The sequence below is a fragment of the Terrimonas pollutisoli genome (assembly GCF_029360765.1).
Lineage (GTDB): Bacteria > Bacteroidota > Bacteroidia > Chitinophagales > Chitinophagaceae > Terrimonas_B > Terrimonas_B pollutisoli.
The window spans coordinates 338093-353910 of sequence record NZ_JARKNA010000005.1; the positions used below are offsets into that span (position 1 = coordinate 338093).

Below are 15818 nucleotides of genomic sequence, written 5' to 3' on the forward strand. Positions count from 1 at the left end.
AAACCAACCTTATGATGCATACATATACCTCCTCCACAGCTTCCAAGAAATTACTTCTTCGGTTCATCATGGAAAATATTGATTATCGGAAGAGGTCTTTGTACTTACAGGAAATCATTTCCATGAGCCGGGTTAATGATGTTTGGCGCCACGCATTAGCGACATTTTTTGATACCCCCGCTGCCAGCTTTTCGGTAAAAGCATTTTGTAAGAATTAACCGAATCTGTTTTTTGCCAATCGATTTTCTTAAACTGTGCCTTTTAACTGGCCGCTCTACCCTGCCCGCCGTCATTTCATTTTAAGGTCTGCTCGTCTCAAATAAATCCGACAAAAACACGGTACTATCCTATCTTTGATTAGCACTCAGAAACTTATGAGTATGGCGCCGGAAAGGAAAAAATCGTTTGTTGTAAGAAATCTTGAATGGATTGTCCTTTTGATTCTCATATTGGCTGGTTTGATAGCTATCTGGCAATTCTTCTACCCCGATCTTTTTTGAAAATAAATCACCCCAATCGCGGCCCGGAAAACAGGTCTCATTATTGTTTGTATATGTTCAAAATACTTTTATGGATACTAAACAAAAACTGGAAGAACTTAACCGGGAATCTTTAAAGCATTTGGAAGAATATCTTAAATCCAAGGGTGAATTGAAGCAGGACGAGCATCTCAAAATAGTTAAGGCCAGCGAAGAGTGGCAAACCGCCTGGAACAAACTGAAGGAAGCCCTGATGGTGTTGGAACGCCTGGAGCTATAGCCGACCGTAATATAAACTTAAGGAGTCTTTTATCCCGGCAACCGATCGGTGCTAGCACTCAACTGGCTGCTTATGTTGAGTAGTGAGCAACAATGATTAGATTACAATAATATATTTATGGCATGCGCAAAGTAATTCTGCAGTTAGCCGTAAGTCTTGACGGCTATATTGAAGGGCCTAAGGGAGAATTTGATTGGTGTTTTACAGATGATGACTACGGAATGTCGGCATTCTTTCAACAAATAGACGCCATTTTTATCGGCCGCAAAAGTTATGAGCTGGCACTTTCCATGGGCGGCTCTGCCCCACTTGGTTTCCCGTCCATAAAAGAGTATGTTTTCTCCAATTCTTTAAAAAAAATAGAAGGAGATCGGGTTATTGTTAGTGGTAATTTTCTTGCAGAAGTTAATAAGATAAAGAACCTTCCGGGCAAAGACATTTGGTTGTTTGGAGGAGCTGAGCTTGTAACATTTTTTATAAACAATAACCTGGTAGATGAAATGTCGCTTGCTGTTCATCCCATTGTTTTGGGAGCCGGAAAACCCTTATTTCAAAATATCACGGAACGAAAAAAGCTAAATTTAACGGGAATCGAAACCTATCCCAGCGGCCTTGTAATGATCTCTTACAAACTTTCTACTTAACCTGATTTTGTGTGTTAAGCATTGTACATCCACTCCCTGAATTGGGGGGCCATTTCCTGGCTTACTACCAGGAAATGATGATTTAACCTGGGCACGGTCAACTCAATTACCAGCTTCACTTTTTCGTGTGTTTTATATCCATGAATGAAATTGATATTGACAATATATTGCCTGTTGACTCTAAAAAAACTACTCCTGTCCAACTCAAGCTCTATATCACATAGGTTTTTATCCACGATGTACTCTCTGCCTCTTTTATCAATAACATACACTGTCCTGTGCTCGGTATGAAAAAGCACAATATCGCTCATTGGCAATGAAATATTTTCTTTACCCTTTTTCACTAACATACGATGACGTACATGTGTTGCCGGCTTGTCACTCCCCTGATTGCTTGGTAAGCTATTATTTGCCTGATCCTGCGTGTATAGCATCCGGTACTTAGCGATGGCTTTGTGAAGCCTGTCCGGGTCGAGTGGTTTTAACAAATAGGCCAGGCAATTATACTCAAAAGCTTTAAGCATATGTTCCGGCTCATCAGTCACAAAAATGACTGGCGTGCAAGCATTTGTCTGATCAAAAATCTTGAATGAAAATTCATTGTCCACCTTGACTGCACAGAAAAGAATATCGACTGCAGGCCTGGTATGGAGGTAGGTTATCGCCGCATCAATATTGTGGAAGGAGGCGACTACGTTTACGTCAACAGCAACACTCCCAATAGCATCAGCTAATTGCGCCGAGGCCTGTTCATTTTGATCAATAATAATAGCTTTTACCATGGTGAAAGACTCTTTGGCTTGAAAACTTACTCCGTCCCATTATTTCCAGGGTAATGCTACAATGAAGCCACTGATAACACTCAATTAAAGTTCCAACATTTTCAACACAACTCCGCTGCTTTTTGCTATCGGTTGTTCAAAAGATTAAAGGCAGGAATAAAAAAACAACGCAAAACTGACTGGCATATTTTATGAGTTGCTAATTGTTAAATGATTTTAATTATGACAAGCGAAAACAAACTCAAAGTATACAGCACCGTCTTTAGTCACAACGGTCACATTCCCCCGGAGTATACCTGTGACGGGAAGAACATCAATCCTCCGATTGAGGTGGACAATATCCCGGAAGGAACCAAAACCCTGGCGCTGATTATGGAAGATCCGGATGCACCGCGGCAAACATTCGATCACTGGGTAGTATGGAATATTTCTCCTACCGAAGCTATTACCGAGGAAAGCGTTCCGGGGATAAGCGGCACTAATAGTTTTGGACACACCGGCTATGGCGGACCTTGCCCTCCTTCCGGGGCCCATCGCTATTTTTTCAGGGTGTATGCACTGGATAAAAAGCTCGACCTTATGGCTGGCGCAACCAAAGAGGAATTGCTGGAAAGAATGCATGACCACATACTGGCACAGGGAGAACTTATGGGATACTATCAAAAAAAGAAAGTTCCCCAACCCGAAGGCGAAAGCCAGAAGGACTAAATCTAAAAGCTGGGTGTCTTGTGAAAAATTTTTGAGATACCCGGCTTATTTAACATAGGTGCTCAATAATACGATACAGTCTGAGACAGCTTTGAAGGAATGAATGACATGAGGATGAAGGGTTACCAACTGATTTTCTTTCAGCTGTACGTCCCCCTCACTGGTAGTAAACACTGCCTTTCCTCGGAGCATTTGAATAGACATATAACCCTCTATTTCATTTTCCTTGATAAAGGCTCCGGCTTTTAAGGCTGAAATGACGATGCGTATATTACCTGACTTAAAAACCGTTATCCCATTCCGGTCGTTTTTATCCCAGGCTTTTTCGTCTTTGAGCTGATTAATTGTAGCAGTTATGTCCGTAAAAATATACGAAGCATCAATTGCTCTTGCCCCCTCGGGACGATTAAGTGTGGCTTCTGTTCTTTTTATTTCCATAAACAATTTTTAAAATGTGTTTAATAGGTTCAACTAAACATGCATAAAAATCATTCCGAAAACGTGATTTACAAATTCACCTGTCTTTCTGCCATATAAATCAATACAGGAGCGCAATCTAATAAACCGCTGTCAAAACTTATTGTAACTAAAAGTGAATGGTTTTCTACATCAAAAGTGGCACTAATTCCTTCCCTTGAATGATCCGGGAAAAAATTAAAGGGCTGTTAAAAACTATTCATTTGTTCTTTTTAACGTAAACTGGCCTAATCCTTTTATGAAAGCAGAAGTCATAAAAACAATTTATTTAAACTAAATAAAAGATTATGAAAGCTATAATTTCTACACTTGCACTGGCTGTCGTATTACTATCGTCTTGTGGCACTGCTAATGTAAAGGAACCCGAGTACCGGGACATCCGGGATATAAAAATGTTGGAGTTGGGAATACTGCAATCCACGGCAGGTGTCGACTTCATCTACTATAATCCAAACGATTTCGGGGTGCAACTTTCCGAAGCAAGAGGCGACGTGTATGTTGACAATACTTACCTTGGCCGGTTTGAGCTGGGCGAGAAAGTTCAAGTGAAAAAAAGGTCAGAGTTTATTGTGCCAGCCGTTATCAAACTGGATATGATCGGCGCCATTAAAAACCAACGTGATCTTTTAAAGAAAAAAGAAGCCCTGATAAGAATTGATGGAGTCGCAAGGGTTAAAAAAGCAGGTTTTACTAAGGACATTGCCATCAAACACGAGAGCATGCAGAATATTGAGCGTTTGCGAACCCTGGTCTCCAGGTAAATTTCTAAACCCCGGAAAAGCCGGGGTTTCTTATTGAAACAAGAAAATAAGTCGTTTTTATCCTATAGGATTTAGTAAATTCAAAGAAAAAAAATGGCCAGGTCACATCACCGAAAAAAGCATAAAGAACATCTGCGTCAATACAAGCACAAGGAGGAAACAGTAGTAACCACAGCAACCAGTAAGGCGGCCGGAGTTTTTGCTATTGTTGGCGCAGTAATTGGTCTGGCTGTAAGCTATTTCGGTAGTGAGGGTTCTATTCTTTGGATTATTATTGGACTTGTAGCGGGAGCCGCAGCAGGTTATTTCGTTGGTCGCAAAATTGACAACAGTAAATGAGGCGTCGTTATCTCAACAGAGTCACCGTTCCCTTTAATATTCCTCCTCCGGCTTTCAGATCTATCATATACACGTAGACGCCTACCGGTAATAACTCGCCTTTAAATTTCCCATTCCAGGCCCTATTAGTTTTTTTACTTTGAAATACAATTTGTCCTTGCCGGTTGAATACCGATAATTCAAATTCCGGATATGCATTCAAAGCCGGTATATTCCAGGTATCATTCAAGCCATCACCATTGGGAGAAAACGCTGTTGGCACAAATACATCATCATAAATAAATACATGCATTGAATCAGCAGCAGTTCCACAGCCATTATTGGAAACAACAGTTAATACATACACCGTGTCCCGCGGTGGATTTATGACAGGTTGTAATGACTGGGGATTATCGATATTAGTTACAGGAGTCCATGAGTAACTGATATTTTGCCCCGACACCGTAGCCGAAAGCTGTGCTGAGGTACCTTTTATCATCCAACGATCGGGGCCTGCATTTGCTTCCGGCTTTTTTAACACATTTACCACAACTGAAGCTGTGTCTTTACAGGAAAAATTATTAGAAACTATGACATTATATTGCACTGTAGTGTCCGGTGATGCCACCGGGTTAGCAATGACGTCAGACGATAAGGCTGTGACTGGCATCCACTGATAGCCAGTTCCGCCACCAGCCACTAATTGTACATCTTCACCTTCACAAATAAATGCCTCAGGAGAAATGGTTGCGACCGGTGAAGGATTGACAATAACATTTATGGAATCAAGCTTTTTACAACCTGCATCATTGGTTACAAGGATATAATATTTTCCCGACTGATTTACCTGTACGTTACTGATTGAAATGCTTTCACCAGTCGCTGAAAAATTATTGGCCCCGCTCCATTGATACAGGATTCCACCCGAAGCCGACAGGTTCAGTGTTGTGTTTTGACAAACAGGACTATTGTTTGAAGTAGTTATTGTTGGGTTCTCTGCTATTTGTATGGTAACTTGTTTTGATACGACCCGGCATTGAACAGAGCCCAGGTTACCTGCTTCCGCCGCGGCCATCCGAAAACTGTAATTGCCTGTTTGAGATGCGGGAGTAAAGTCTTGTGTCAAACTGGTGGTTATAGCTCCGGGTATATCCGTCCAATTTATGCCATCGTTACTTTTTTGCCATTGAAATGTCGGATTGTTAAATCCTTGCGAGACAATAGACGTGAAAGTAAAAGATCTTGTATCTCCGTGGCAAATCACTACTTTATCAGTATTGCTTCCTGTAATCGAAGAAGTAAGCTGAGGCCCGCAGGGTCTGAATGTAATGTCATCCAATGCAAGATCGTTACCGCAGCCGCCTTGTGAGTTATTGAATATTCGTAGTACAACGTCAGATACGTTCATTGGTGTGGTGAAGAAAAAACCAAATTGCTGCCACGCCGGAGTGGCTGCCGCCGAAATATTATTGGTATTATAGGTTTGCAATACCGTGCCGTTCGTCTGTTCGATGGTGAACGTAAGGTTGGGTTGAATGCCGGCGTTGTTACAGGCGGTTGGCTTCAATACGTTGATGACCCAGGCGGCAAATTCATAAGTTGTACCACCGCATAATCCCCTCACAGTATCTAAATAAAAGGCGCTGGGCTGAAAGGAAGCATTGATCAACATAAAATATCCGTTTCCATTACCGGTGTGATCGCCATTCAGCGAATGCCAGGTGTTTCCAAAACAATTGGCCGTATTATTTCTTACGGTATAAAATCCATCGTTGGGACAATCGCCTGAAATGTATTGATAAGAAGTAGTAGCGGCTGCCAAAGCCGGGCCGGGATTGGAACCCGATCCAAACGTAACATTTACGATAGGATCTCCCAAACTGCCCTGGCAAAGCTGTGCCCCGGTTTTGTAAACAGTTAGTAAAATGATTAGAGATAAAAAACAAGTCCTCCTGAATGTAACCACAAATTTCTCTTTAAAGATTTGACTAATATAACCAGTTTATCCCAAAATTTTTATTGTGCTCTTTTAAATAGGTCAACGTAAGGGCTGCGATCTTTTCCGTTATTCACCCCAACGCTTATCGTTGCTGGAATGCGTTCATCCTACTTACCGCGATTATTTACTGATCATTATCTAAATTCGGCGAAACAAAAATTGCAAGATTCAAAAAACAACGCATGAAGAAATTCGCCTTTTTACTTCTTATCATCCTGTCATTTAGTACAGGCATTGTTAAAGCACAAAATAAAGACTCAGTTATCATTGAGGCCATTGTAAAGGAAGCAACGGAAAATTCTCAATTGGAAAAATTAGGACATGAGTTGATGGATGGCATAGGACCGAGATTAGTGGGCTCACCACAAATGAAGCAAGCCCACGACTGGGCCATTGCCAAATACAATGACTGGGGAATAACAGCCCGCAACGAAAAATGGGGCGAATGGCGTGGCTGGGAAAGAGGCGTATCCCATATTGATATGGTCTATCCACGGGTGAAGACATTGGAAGGTATGCAATTAGCGTGGAGCCCCGGCACTAAAGGAAAAACAATCACTGCTGAAACAATTATCCTGGCCGATGCACCGGACTCTGTTTCCTTTCAGGAGTGGCTGCCTTCAGTAAAAGGAAAATTTGTACTGATCTCTATGAATCAACCGACAGGCAGGCCCGATTATAACTGGGAAGAGTTTGGTACCAAAGAATCAGTAGAAAAAATGAAAAAGGAACGTGGTGCCTTGACGGATGCCTGGCGCAAACGAATTTCCAAAACGGGACTGACCAACAAAACACTTGCTTTGTCACTGGAAAAGGCCGGAGCAGTCGGTCTTGTCGCATCTAACTGGTCGTCGGGATTTGGCGTCAACAAAATTTTTGGAGCTAACACAACTAAAATTCCAACAGTTGATATCTCTCTTGAGGATTATGGTCTTTTATACCGGCTTACCGAATCAGGGAGTAAACCAAAAATCAGCGTAAGGGCCGACTCAAAAGAATTGGGTTTCGTTCCCACCTTCAATACGATTGCAGAGATAAAAGGTGCTGAAAAACCTGATGAGTACGTGATGCTCTCTGCACACTTTGATTCATGGGATGGAGCCTCCGGCGCTACTGACAATGGAACCGGCACATTAACGATGATGGAAGCAATGCGCATCCTTAAAAAAATATATCCCAATCCAAAACGCACCATCTTCGTAGGTCATTGGGGGAGCGAGGAACAGGGGCTGAACGGCTCAAGGGCATTTGTAGAGGATCACCCGGAGATCATAAAAAATATCCAGGTCTTGTTTAACCAGGATAATGGAACGGGCCGCGTTGTAAATATTTCCGGGCAGGGATTTCTGCATTCGTATGACTATCTCGGACGCTGGTTGGCCAAAGTGCCGGACACTATTCGTCAACGAATCGAAACCCGTTTTCCGGGATCACCCGGTGGAGGTGGCTCTGATTATGCATCTTTTGTAGCAGCAGGAGTTCCGGCATTTTCACTAAGCTCCAATAGTTGGCTATATGGTTCTTATACCTGGCATACCAACAGGGATACTTATGACAAAATTGTTTTTGATGATGTACGCAACAACGCAATTCTTACAGCGATTTTGGCTTATATGGCCAGTGAAGACCCATCGACGGCTTCCAGGGAAAAAGCAGTTTTGCCATTTAATCAACGAACAAAAGAACCAGGAAAATGGCCGGAACAAAAATCGCCAACCCGCAAAGGTGGGCTGGATTAAATAAAAACAACAGACAGTAACTATAGGCTTTATCTCTGCAAATGAAAATTTCTGCCTGTTTACAAACAACAAAGCAAACAGATGAATACCTGTCAATTTTTGTTCCCCCGCAAACGGTTGCTGTTGTGTGCAATTATTTTGGCCGCAGGCTGCAATAATGCCGGAGAAAGTTCCCCAGTCGAAAAGGATGTTTCAGCATCATCGTCATCCGTGATATTTGATCAGCTGGTAGGAACCTGGGAAAACGAAAATGGAAAATCTTTTGAACGATGGACAAAAAATCCCGATGGAACATTCAACTCGAAAGTATTTTCTGTGAAAGGAACGGATACCAGTTATACTGAAGAAGCAACCGTTTATAAAGAGAACGAAAATTGGGTATTTGAAAACAGGGTAAAAAATCAGAATGATGGAAAGGCCGTAAAATTTACTTCAACTCAACTCTCCAATTCGAGCGTCCGGTTTAGCAATCCTGCACACGATTTTCCAACCGACGTTAATTACACGGTGATAGATTCTGCAACAGTAAGAGCATTTATTATCGGGCCTGCAGCCAACGGAGGCAAAGACACTTTTTATTTTAATTATCATAAGGTAAAATAGAGAATCACTGTGATTGTTCATGAAACAGTAACTACATTTAAAAATGATTGCACAAAAAGCCTTTTTTGTTTTTCTTCTTACACTGGCATTAACTGCTGGTAGCAAACTCAGGGCTCAGTATCAACTGGATTCTATACTTCCTGTGCGGGGATTTGCAATTGCAGCACCTCCCTCTTCCTTTGTGGATTCATTCGTTCAGTTTATCGAAAAAGAACTGGCGCCAAGACAGGTAAATACATTGCTCTTACGGGTTGATTTCAATTATCAATACAGCAGCCATCCTGAACTTCGGGACAGTATTGCACTGTCAAAAAATGAAGTGAAGAAAATCGTAAATGTTTGCCGGGCAAATAAAATCAGGATCATTCCACAGATCAACCTTTTAGGCCATCAGTCCTGGGCAACAAAAACGACTAACTTATTGAAAGTATATCCCGAATTAGATGAAACTCCGGAGGTGAAAATGCCGGAGGTTTACAAATGGCCTAATGCAGATAGCTTGTATTGTAAAAGCTATTGTCCACTGCATCCAAAAGTACATCCAATCGTGTTTGCCTTAGTGGACGAACTATGTGATGTATTTGAGACAGATGCATTTCATGCCGGAATGGACGAAGTATTTTATATCGGCAGCGATAAATGCCCGAGATGTAAAGGAAAATCGAAAGCTAAATTATTTGCTGACGAAGTGAACCTCATCCATGATCACCTGGCAAAATCAAACCGTGAATTATGGATCTGGGGCGACAGGATGATCGATGGCACCACCACCGGCATTGGCATGTGGGAAGCCAGTCAAAACAATACTCATGCTTCCGTTGATATGATCGACAAAGATGTGGTGATCTGTGACTGGCATTATGAAAGACCTGATAAGACGGCTGTTTATTTTGCCATGAAGGGATTTAGAGTGGTTACCTGTCCCTGGCGAAATCCATCAATTGCCATCACTCAGTTACAGGACATGATTGCATTTCGCAAAGGCTCAACTGTAAAAATGCAGCCGAGATTCATGGGAATGATGCAAACCGTCTGGTCGGGAGCGCAACCATTTATAAGAGATTTTTACAGCAACAAACCAGATCAGCAGCGGGGCACTAATACGCCGCATGAAACCTTTAAACAGCTTTTTTCTGAAATAAATAAGCTTACAAGATAATTAACCCGGTACGTTATAAAATTATTCCTATTGCTCTAATAAGCTTTTCAGATCAGCCAATACCTTGTTCCAGTTTTGCAGCGAGTGCTCTTTCGTCTTTTCATCAGCAATATTGTCCTGCGTTATCACTAGTTCCGTAGCATTTCCCTTTTCCGACAATTGATAGCTCACGTTGGCATAATTCTCAGGTTTATCTTCTTTGCCCGACATGGAGCTCCAATACGAATAGCGAAGCAATTTGCCAGGTTCAAAATCGAGGATGGTACCTTTATCCTCATAGGTCTTGCCCTCCCACTCTCCTTTGAAAATTATCGGCCGGCCTACTTTCCAATCGGTAATGGTGTTGGTCCCAAAAAAATATTGCTTGATAATAGACGGAGTGGTTAATGCTTCCCAAACCTTTGACACTGGTGCGTTGATCACAATGCTGGTACTGCCCGTTATATTATTTTTCATTGTTAGCTTTTCCTTCCAGCCAAAAAAATAATGCCATGTTTTGCCGGAGCAATTATTACTGTACTTCAAATAACAATAACAGCCTTTGGGCATGCTGTTTCACCGTTTGAGTAGAATGCTGTCGCACAGGATTTTTTCTTCGTAATTTATTAAGGCAACTACTTTTTTAATCTCAAAAAATAAGCGATGCCAAAATTATTAACTGCGAAATCCATGCTGGTTCTATTGACCGCATTGGGTTCTACATCTTTAAGCAGCCAGGGAATTACAACCCCGCGAACTCCAAGCCCTGCTGCAACTGTCACACAGACAATTGGAATTTCCACTGTCACGATTAACTATTCAAGGCCCTCAGTAAAAGGACGACAGGTTTGGGGCAATCTTGTTCCTTATGGATGGAATGTGCAACCTTTTGGTGCAGCAAATGAAGCTCCGTGGCGGGCCGGTGCGAACGAAAACACCACCATCCAATTTTCTCATGATGCAAAAATGGAAGGCCAGGATGTTCCAGCCGGTTTGTACGGTTTGTTTTTTGTAATTAACCGGGATAATACGGGTGAAGTCATATTATCAAAAGACAACCGTTCCTGGGGAAGCTTTTGGTATGATCCAAAACATGATCAACTCAGGGCTAAAATTCAACTAAGAGACATTGCGCCCACTGAAATGCTTACCTATGATTTCTCAAACCTTACAAAAAATTCCGCTGAACTTAATCTTAACTGGGAGAAAAAACAGTTCCCGGTGAAAATCGAATTTGATGTTGACAAAATAGTGATGAGCAATGCTGCGGAAGAATTAAAAGGACCTATTGGTTTCAACTGGCAAGGATATTCCAGTGCTGCTAACTATGCCCTTCAAAATAAAATCAATTACGACCAGGCGATGAAATGGATAGACCAGGCAATCACGCAAAATAGCAATTTCACTACACTGAGTATTAAATCCAATCTGTTAAAAGAAACGGGAAAGACAGAAGAAGCTGCTAAGATGATGGCGAACGCCATAGCTATTGCAACGGAAAATGAATTGAATTTATATGGCTACCAATTACTCAACGAGGGTGCACATGATAAAGCAATCGAAATATTTAAATTAAATACACAGAGACATCCCAAAAGTGCAAATGTCTGGGACAGTCTTGGTGAAGGCTATGCGATAAAAGGTGATAAGAAAAATGCAATTGTCAACTTCAAAAAATCACTAAGCTTGAATCCTCCGGCCAATGTGAAGGCCAACTCCGAAAAATATTTAAAACAGCTTGGTGCATTATAATTCTGAGGGTTGCATAAGTGAAAGTATGTAGTAGAACAGCTACAAACTGACAGAACAAAATTGTACGCAAGAATAGAGCATTCTACTATTTTTTTCGGCAGTCTTGTGTTGTTTCTTTGTGTTGTTGAAAGACATCCTGTTTTAAAATCCAAAAAATCCTTGAAAATCTGAATTCCGATATCCTGTCTTTACTTATGAAAAGCCACCCGATGTTTGCTTGCCGGGCAGAAAAATCGGGGAAAAAGTCATCCTGTATCATTAATCTGATACTTAAAATAGCTGGGGTTAACCGATTCGCCCCTTGCTTATCAGGGGGATAGTTTTTACTATCCCCTTTTTTAACTTCTTAGCATCCATCACGAAGGGTTTACACTTATATTTTCATCCTTTAAAACTTAAAGCGACAATAAGCATTTAGTTCATTACATTTGTGCAAAACCAACAGTATGAATCTTTTTGTTGCCGGCCTTCCCTATGACCTCGACGATGACGAGTTAATGGAAATATTTGAAAAATTTGGCGTTGTTAATTCCGCCAAAGTGGCAATCGATAAAGAAACTGGTAAAAGCCGGGGCTTTGGATTTGTAGATATGCAGAACGACGCCGAAGCGAGGGATGCCATTGAAAATTTGAACGATATTTCTCTGGGTAAAAAACCTTTGGTGGTAAAACAAGCTGATGAAAGAAGTGGCGGTGGCGGATCTTCTTTTGGCGGCGGTGGTGGCAACCGTGATCGCGGCGGAGGTTTCAATAGAGGTGGATTTAACAGCAGGCCCGGTGGTAACAGACCCGGCGGCAGCTCAAGACCAGGTCCCAACAGGGATAGCAGAGACAGAAACCGTTATTAATCTTTTTTGTTAAAACATTCCTGGTTAGCCAGGAGCAAATTAAAATAAACGAAGAAGTCCCGGAGTTGATCCGGGACTTTTTTATTGGTTAAAAGTTTAAAGAAAATCGAAAAAAATTATTGGGATAACGATACTATTGAATCGGTGTTTTTTGAAAACCCTTTTGTTAAAAGAACTGCCTTGTAAATATTTTATTTCGAAGCAATTAAAAATTTCCCGTCGTAACCCTTAACAACTTCGCTTTTTGTGGCATCCTTTATGAATAATTGGTAGTGAATTAAAATTTCAAATCATTATTAAAACTACAGTTATGAAAAGAATTTTTTACACTTTAAGTATTGTTGGATTAATGGCTATCCTATTTACTGCATGTAATGGTAAATCTGGAACAGCCGCTGATATGACTAAGAATCTAAACTATGCTGACACCGTCGGCCTTGCTGAGTTCCAAAACTGGAAAGCTCAAAATGAAAGAATCAATGCAATGGATGCATATAATAAAACTAATTATGCGACCACTGCATCATCGAGATCGACAGCACGAAGGAGCTACTCAGGTACCCGTAGCGGATCTATGGTATCATCAACCGAAAACCAGGCAAAGCAAAAGAAAGGTTGGAGCAAAGCAGCCAAAGGTACTGCAATCGGCGCCGGTTCAGGGGCTGTACTGGGCGCAGTAATTAACAAAAAGAACAGGGCACTGGGTGCTGTGATCGGTGGTGTAATTGGCGGCGGCGTTGGTTATGGCATTGGGCGTTCGCAGGACAAAAAAGATGGTCGTTATTAAGACAAATAGAGTTTAGGTTAATTTATAGTGAGGCTTATCAAATGATAAGCCTTATCTTTTATAAGATCCTATCATATCTGAATTAAATATTATCGGAGCCGCAAAACCTGTTAATAATATTTTAACTTCTTATCGCTTTATACGCTGATTATCCCGTTGGCATTATTTTTTCCAGTTTTATAACTGCTTTAACGAAAGAATTAAACCAACGCCAACTACTTCACGTATTTGTTATACATTTTTATTTCCGGGAATACAGTGACGTGAATTTGTCAAAGTTTTTAACCCGGCAGATTTACAATCGCAGTGATATTTTTTGACTGCTACTATTTGATAAAAAAAACATAAAGAAAAACACATGAAAAGCTCATTCTTATCCTTCAGACCTCGTGTTGCAGTGGTTAGCGGAACTCTGTTGATAGCGATTACACTTACAGCCTGTACTAAGTTTAATGACTCTGATAACTCAAGTACACCAGTAGCCGGGCTAATGGCTTTTAACCTGGCTCCAGATAAGTCCGGTATTGGGATTGCTCTTTCCAATAACAATCTTATTAATTCACCACTTACTTATACAAACTATACCGGCACCTATCAACGGGTTTATACAGGAGCAAGAACGGTTGAGTCATTTGATGCCACGGGTGATTCAACTCTCGCCACTGTTGATTATACGTTTGAACCAAACAAGTTTTACTCATTATTCCTGGTGGGCGCAAATGGCAGTTATAAAAATGTTTTAGTCAACGATGTATTTGATAGCTTATCAAATACATCGGGCAAAGCATATGTTCGTTATATAAACGCTATCCCGGATTCAACCAGTCCAAAAGTTACTATTACAGCCGGCGGCACCAGCCTGATTGATGGTAATGCTTCCTTCACCAATGTTTCGGATTTTATTCCAGCAACACCGGGTGAAATAAACATCGCTGTAAAAAACGAAACAACAATCAACACCAATCGAACGATTTCCGTTGAGCAGGGAAAAGCATATACCGTACTGTTAGTGGGTATGCCGGGCGCAACTGATAGTACCAGGGGAGTGCAAATTAAATATATCACAAATGGCAGTTTAACTAACGGTCAATAATTGTTATTTATGTCCCAAAAAAACTCCGGCATTCAACCGGAGTTTTTTTGTTGATAATTTCTTTACAACCAGCGCCGCTTGATTTGCCGCAATAGTTTTATTCCAACTCTTTGATTGTGAATCGACCCAAAAATCAACAGAACCAGCTTCCCTATACGAGACAAAACAGTGGTCTCATAAATCTAAGCAGGGCCAATCATAGTGTCTTGCTTTTCGCTATTTTCATCACTGAGAAAAATCCTTCAGCCATGCAATCTGCTTATGTAAAGAATTTTTTTGTCGCCGCTGCCGCGATGTTAATCAGCCATACAATCATCATTGCTCAAAGCAACCTTTCTTTAAAATATGATAACTCCTCACTCTACAGCGGCATAGAGGTTGGCTCAAAAGGGGTAAAGATGAGCCTGCTCGAAATAGGCAGGAATGCAAAAGATAATGGGTCATTCAATATTTTAAAAGATACATCCGTTAATACGGATTTCATTTCCTTCACCCCTGCCACATTTGAATCTACGTTAAAAGGATTTTACTCTTTTTATAATATCGCTGTAAAAGAATATCAAATACCAGCTGAAAAAATTTTCACTGTTATCAGCAGCGGTGTCCAGATGCAGGCTTCAAAGGATCAAAAAAACGAATGGATCAAACAACTGATCGATTCTTTCAAGACAAGGATAAATGAGAAACACCGTCATGTGGAAGTGATTGACGCTATGCAGGAAGGACGATTATCACATTTAGGCATTGTGCCCGATGCAAGACGCTACAATACTTTCCTGATCGATATTGGCAGTGGTAATACAAAAGGCGGATATTTCCCGTATGGCAATACTACCGACTTTAAACTGTTCAATTTAAACTGGGGTACCAAAAGCACGGCAAATGCGGCTGAAAAAAGATGTGATGAGTTTGATAAAACACTGGATAATTACAGCAAGCAGCTGTACCGTGTTTTAGTAGCTGCGGAAGAGCAGGAAATTATCTATGCAGTCAATGCAAGCGGTGCATATAATATGAATGATTATATCGCTTTCAGCGGTGGAATTGCCTGGGCTGTTGCAACACTTATAAAACCTGAGCTTATCAATAATGCGATAGTACCGGTAACATACGGGGATGTCCTGAGCTTCAGCGAAAAGCTGTATAAAAACTTCGCTTCACTTTCGGGCGAAGTACTTCCAAAAACAATAAAAGACCCTTCCATAAATAAATCATTTGCATCCAAAGAAATTAAAAGAGTACAAAAGGTTTTTGATCAGCGTTCGATGATGGCCGGCACAGGGCTTTTACTGAAGATAATGCGCCAGTTCAAATCCATCTATGAAACAAAACAATTTTACCTCGTTAAAAACGGCCAGGTAGGTTGGATTTCAGCATATGTAGATCAGCATTCGCATTGATAAACCTACA

18 protein-coding genes are annotated in these 15818 nt (G+C 41.1%); 14 read left to right on the forward strand and 4 right to left on the reverse strand.

The window, feature by feature from the left end; all coding sequences use genetic code 11:
* Positions 1 to 11 precede the first annotated feature (11 nt).
* The 3 genes from P2W73_RS12050 (at position 12) to P2W73_RS12060 (ending at position 1403) form a co-directional block, all read left to right on the forward strand.
* A complete protein-coding gene (locus P2W73_RS12050) occupies positions 12 to 218 on the forward strand; it encodes a hypothetical protein (RefSeq protein WP_276502295.1) in 207 nt (68 codons plus the stop codon).
* A 352-nt stretch (positions 219 to 570) separates the two neighbouring features.
* Positions 571 to 759, forward strand: a complete 189-nt coding sequence (locus P2W73_RS12055) for a hypothetical protein (protein ID WP_276502296.1) — start codon at positions 571 to 573, stop codon at positions 757 to 759.
* A gap of 122 nt (positions 760 to 881) precedes the next feature.
* Positions 882 to 1403: a dihydrofolate reductase family protein gene (locus P2W73_RS12060; protein WP_276502297.1), complete on the forward strand. Its 522-nt coding sequence runs from the start codon at positions 882 to 884 to the stop codon at positions 1401 to 1403.
* 14 nt (positions 1404 to 1417) lie between these two features.
* On the opposite strand, the gene P2W73_RS12065 is transcribed toward P2W73_RS12060, so the two are convergent.
* Positions 1418 to 2185 (reverse strand): LytR/AlgR family response regulator transcription factor, encoded by a 768-nt coding sequence (locus tag P2W73_RS12065; protein ID WP_276502298.1) that lies wholly within the window; start codon positions 2183 to 2185, stop codon positions 1418 to 1420.
* A 222-nt stretch (positions 2186 to 2407) separates the two neighbouring features.
* Here P2W73_RS12065 and P2W73_RS12070 point away from each other — a divergent pair, with 222 nt between their 5' ends.
* Complete coding sequence (locus P2W73_RS12070) at positions 2408 to 2893, forward strand: YbhB/YbcL family Raf kinase inhibitor-like protein (RefSeq protein ID WP_276502299.1); 486 nt, start codon at positions 2408 to 2410, stop codon at positions 2891 to 2893.
* A 45-nt stretch (positions 2894 to 2938) separates the two neighbouring features.
* Here the strand turns inward: P2W73_RS12070 and P2W73_RS12075 are convergent, their stop codons facing one another.
* Positions 2939 to 3331 (reverse strand): AraC family ligand binding domain-containing protein, encoded by a 393-nt coding sequence (locus tag P2W73_RS12075; protein WP_276502300.1) that lies wholly within the window; start codon positions 3329 to 3331, stop codon positions 2939 to 2941.
* A gap of 326 nt (positions 3332 to 3657) precedes the next feature.
* Here P2W73_RS12075 and P2W73_RS12080 point away from each other — a divergent pair, with 326 nt between their 5' ends.
* Positions 3658 to 4131 (forward strand): LEA/WHy family protein, encoded by a 474-nt coding sequence (locus tag P2W73_RS12080; protein WP_276502301.1) that lies wholly within the window; start codon positions 3658 to 3660, stop codon positions 4129 to 4131.
* A gap of 93 nt (positions 4132 to 4224) precedes the next feature.
* On the forward strand, positions 4225 to 4470 hold the full coding sequence (locus P2W73_RS12085) for a YneF family protein (protein WP_276502302.1): 246 nt from the start codon (positions 4225 to 4227) through the stop codon (positions 4468 to 4470).
* 7 nt (positions 4471 to 4477) lie between these two features.
* Here P2W73_RS12085 and P2W73_RS12090 read toward each other — a convergent pair whose 3' ends face one another.
* Complete coding sequence (locus tag P2W73_RS12090) at positions 4478 to 6415, reverse strand: T9SS type B sorting domain-containing protein (protein ID WP_276502303.1); 1938 nt, start codon at positions 6413 to 6415, stop codon at positions 4478 to 4480.
* A 215-nt stretch (positions 6416 to 6630) separates the two neighbouring features.
* Here P2W73_RS12090 and P2W73_RS12095 point away from each other — a divergent pair, with 215 nt between their 5' ends.
* The 3 genes from P2W73_RS12095 to P2W73_RS12105 all read left to right on the forward strand — a co-directional run bounded on the left by P2W73_RS12095 (position 6631) and on the right by P2W73_RS12105 (position 9949).
* Positions 6631 to 8187 carry a M20/M25/M40 family metallo-hydrolase gene (locus P2W73_RS12095; protein WP_276502304.1) on the forward strand — a complete coding sequence of 519 codons (1557 nt, stop codon included), beginning with the start codon at positions 6631 to 6633 and terminating at the stop codon, positions 8185 to 8187.
* An 81-nt stretch (positions 8188 to 8268) separates the two neighbouring features.
* On the forward strand, positions 8269 to 8790 hold the full coding sequence (locus tag P2W73_RS12100) for a DUF6265 family protein (RefSeq protein ID WP_276502305.1): 522 nt from the start codon (positions 8269 to 8271) through the stop codon (positions 8788 to 8790).
* A 43-nt stretch (positions 8791 to 8833) separates the two neighbouring features.
* Entirely contained in the window at positions 8834 to 9949 is a 1116-nt protein-coding gene (locus P2W73_RS12105; protein WP_276502306.1) for a family 20 glycosylhydrolase, read from the forward strand.
* A 27-nt stretch (positions 9950 to 9976) separates the two neighbouring features.
* On the opposite strand, the gene P2W73_RS12110 is transcribed toward P2W73_RS12105, so the two are convergent.
* Positions 9977 to 10405, reverse strand: a complete 429-nt coding sequence (locus P2W73_RS12110; RefSeq protein ID WP_276502307.1) for an SRPBCC domain-containing protein — start codon at positions 10403 to 10405, stop codon at positions 9977 to 9979.
* A gap of 186 nt (positions 10406 to 10591) precedes the next feature.
* On the opposite strand from P2W73_RS12110, the gene P2W73_RS12115 reads away from it, so the two are divergent.
* From P2W73_RS12115 to P2W73_RS12135, 5 genes are all read left to right on the forward strand, one after another.
* A complete protein-coding gene (locus tag P2W73_RS12115) occupies positions 10592 to 11680 on the forward strand; it encodes a DUF2911 domain-containing protein (RefSeq protein WP_276502308.1) in 1089 nt (362 codons plus the stop codon).
* Positions 11681 to 12126: 446 nt separating this feature from the next.
* Positions 12127 to 12528, forward strand: a complete 402-nt coding sequence (locus P2W73_RS12120; protein WP_276502309.1) for an RNA recognition motif domain-containing protein — start codon at positions 12127 to 12129, stop codon at positions 12526 to 12528.
* 310 nt (positions 12529 to 12838) lie between these two features.
* On the forward strand, positions 12839 to 13315 hold the full coding sequence (locus P2W73_RS12125; protein ID WP_276502310.1) for a YMGG-like glycine zipper-containing protein: 477 nt from the start codon (positions 12839 to 12841) through the stop codon (positions 13313 to 13315).
* A gap of 358 nt (positions 13316 to 13673) precedes the next feature.
* Complete coding sequence (locus P2W73_RS12130) at positions 13674 to 14408, forward strand: DUF4397 domain-containing protein (protein ID WP_276502311.1); 735 nt, start codon at positions 13674 to 13676, stop codon at positions 14406 to 14408.
* 116 nt (positions 14409 to 14524) lie between these two features.
* Complete coding sequence (locus P2W73_RS12135) at positions 14525 to 15808, forward strand: hypothetical protein (protein ID WP_276502312.1); 1284 nt, start codon at positions 14525 to 14527, stop codon at positions 15806 to 15808.
* The last annotated feature ends 10 nt before the right edge of the window (positions 15809 to 15818 follow it).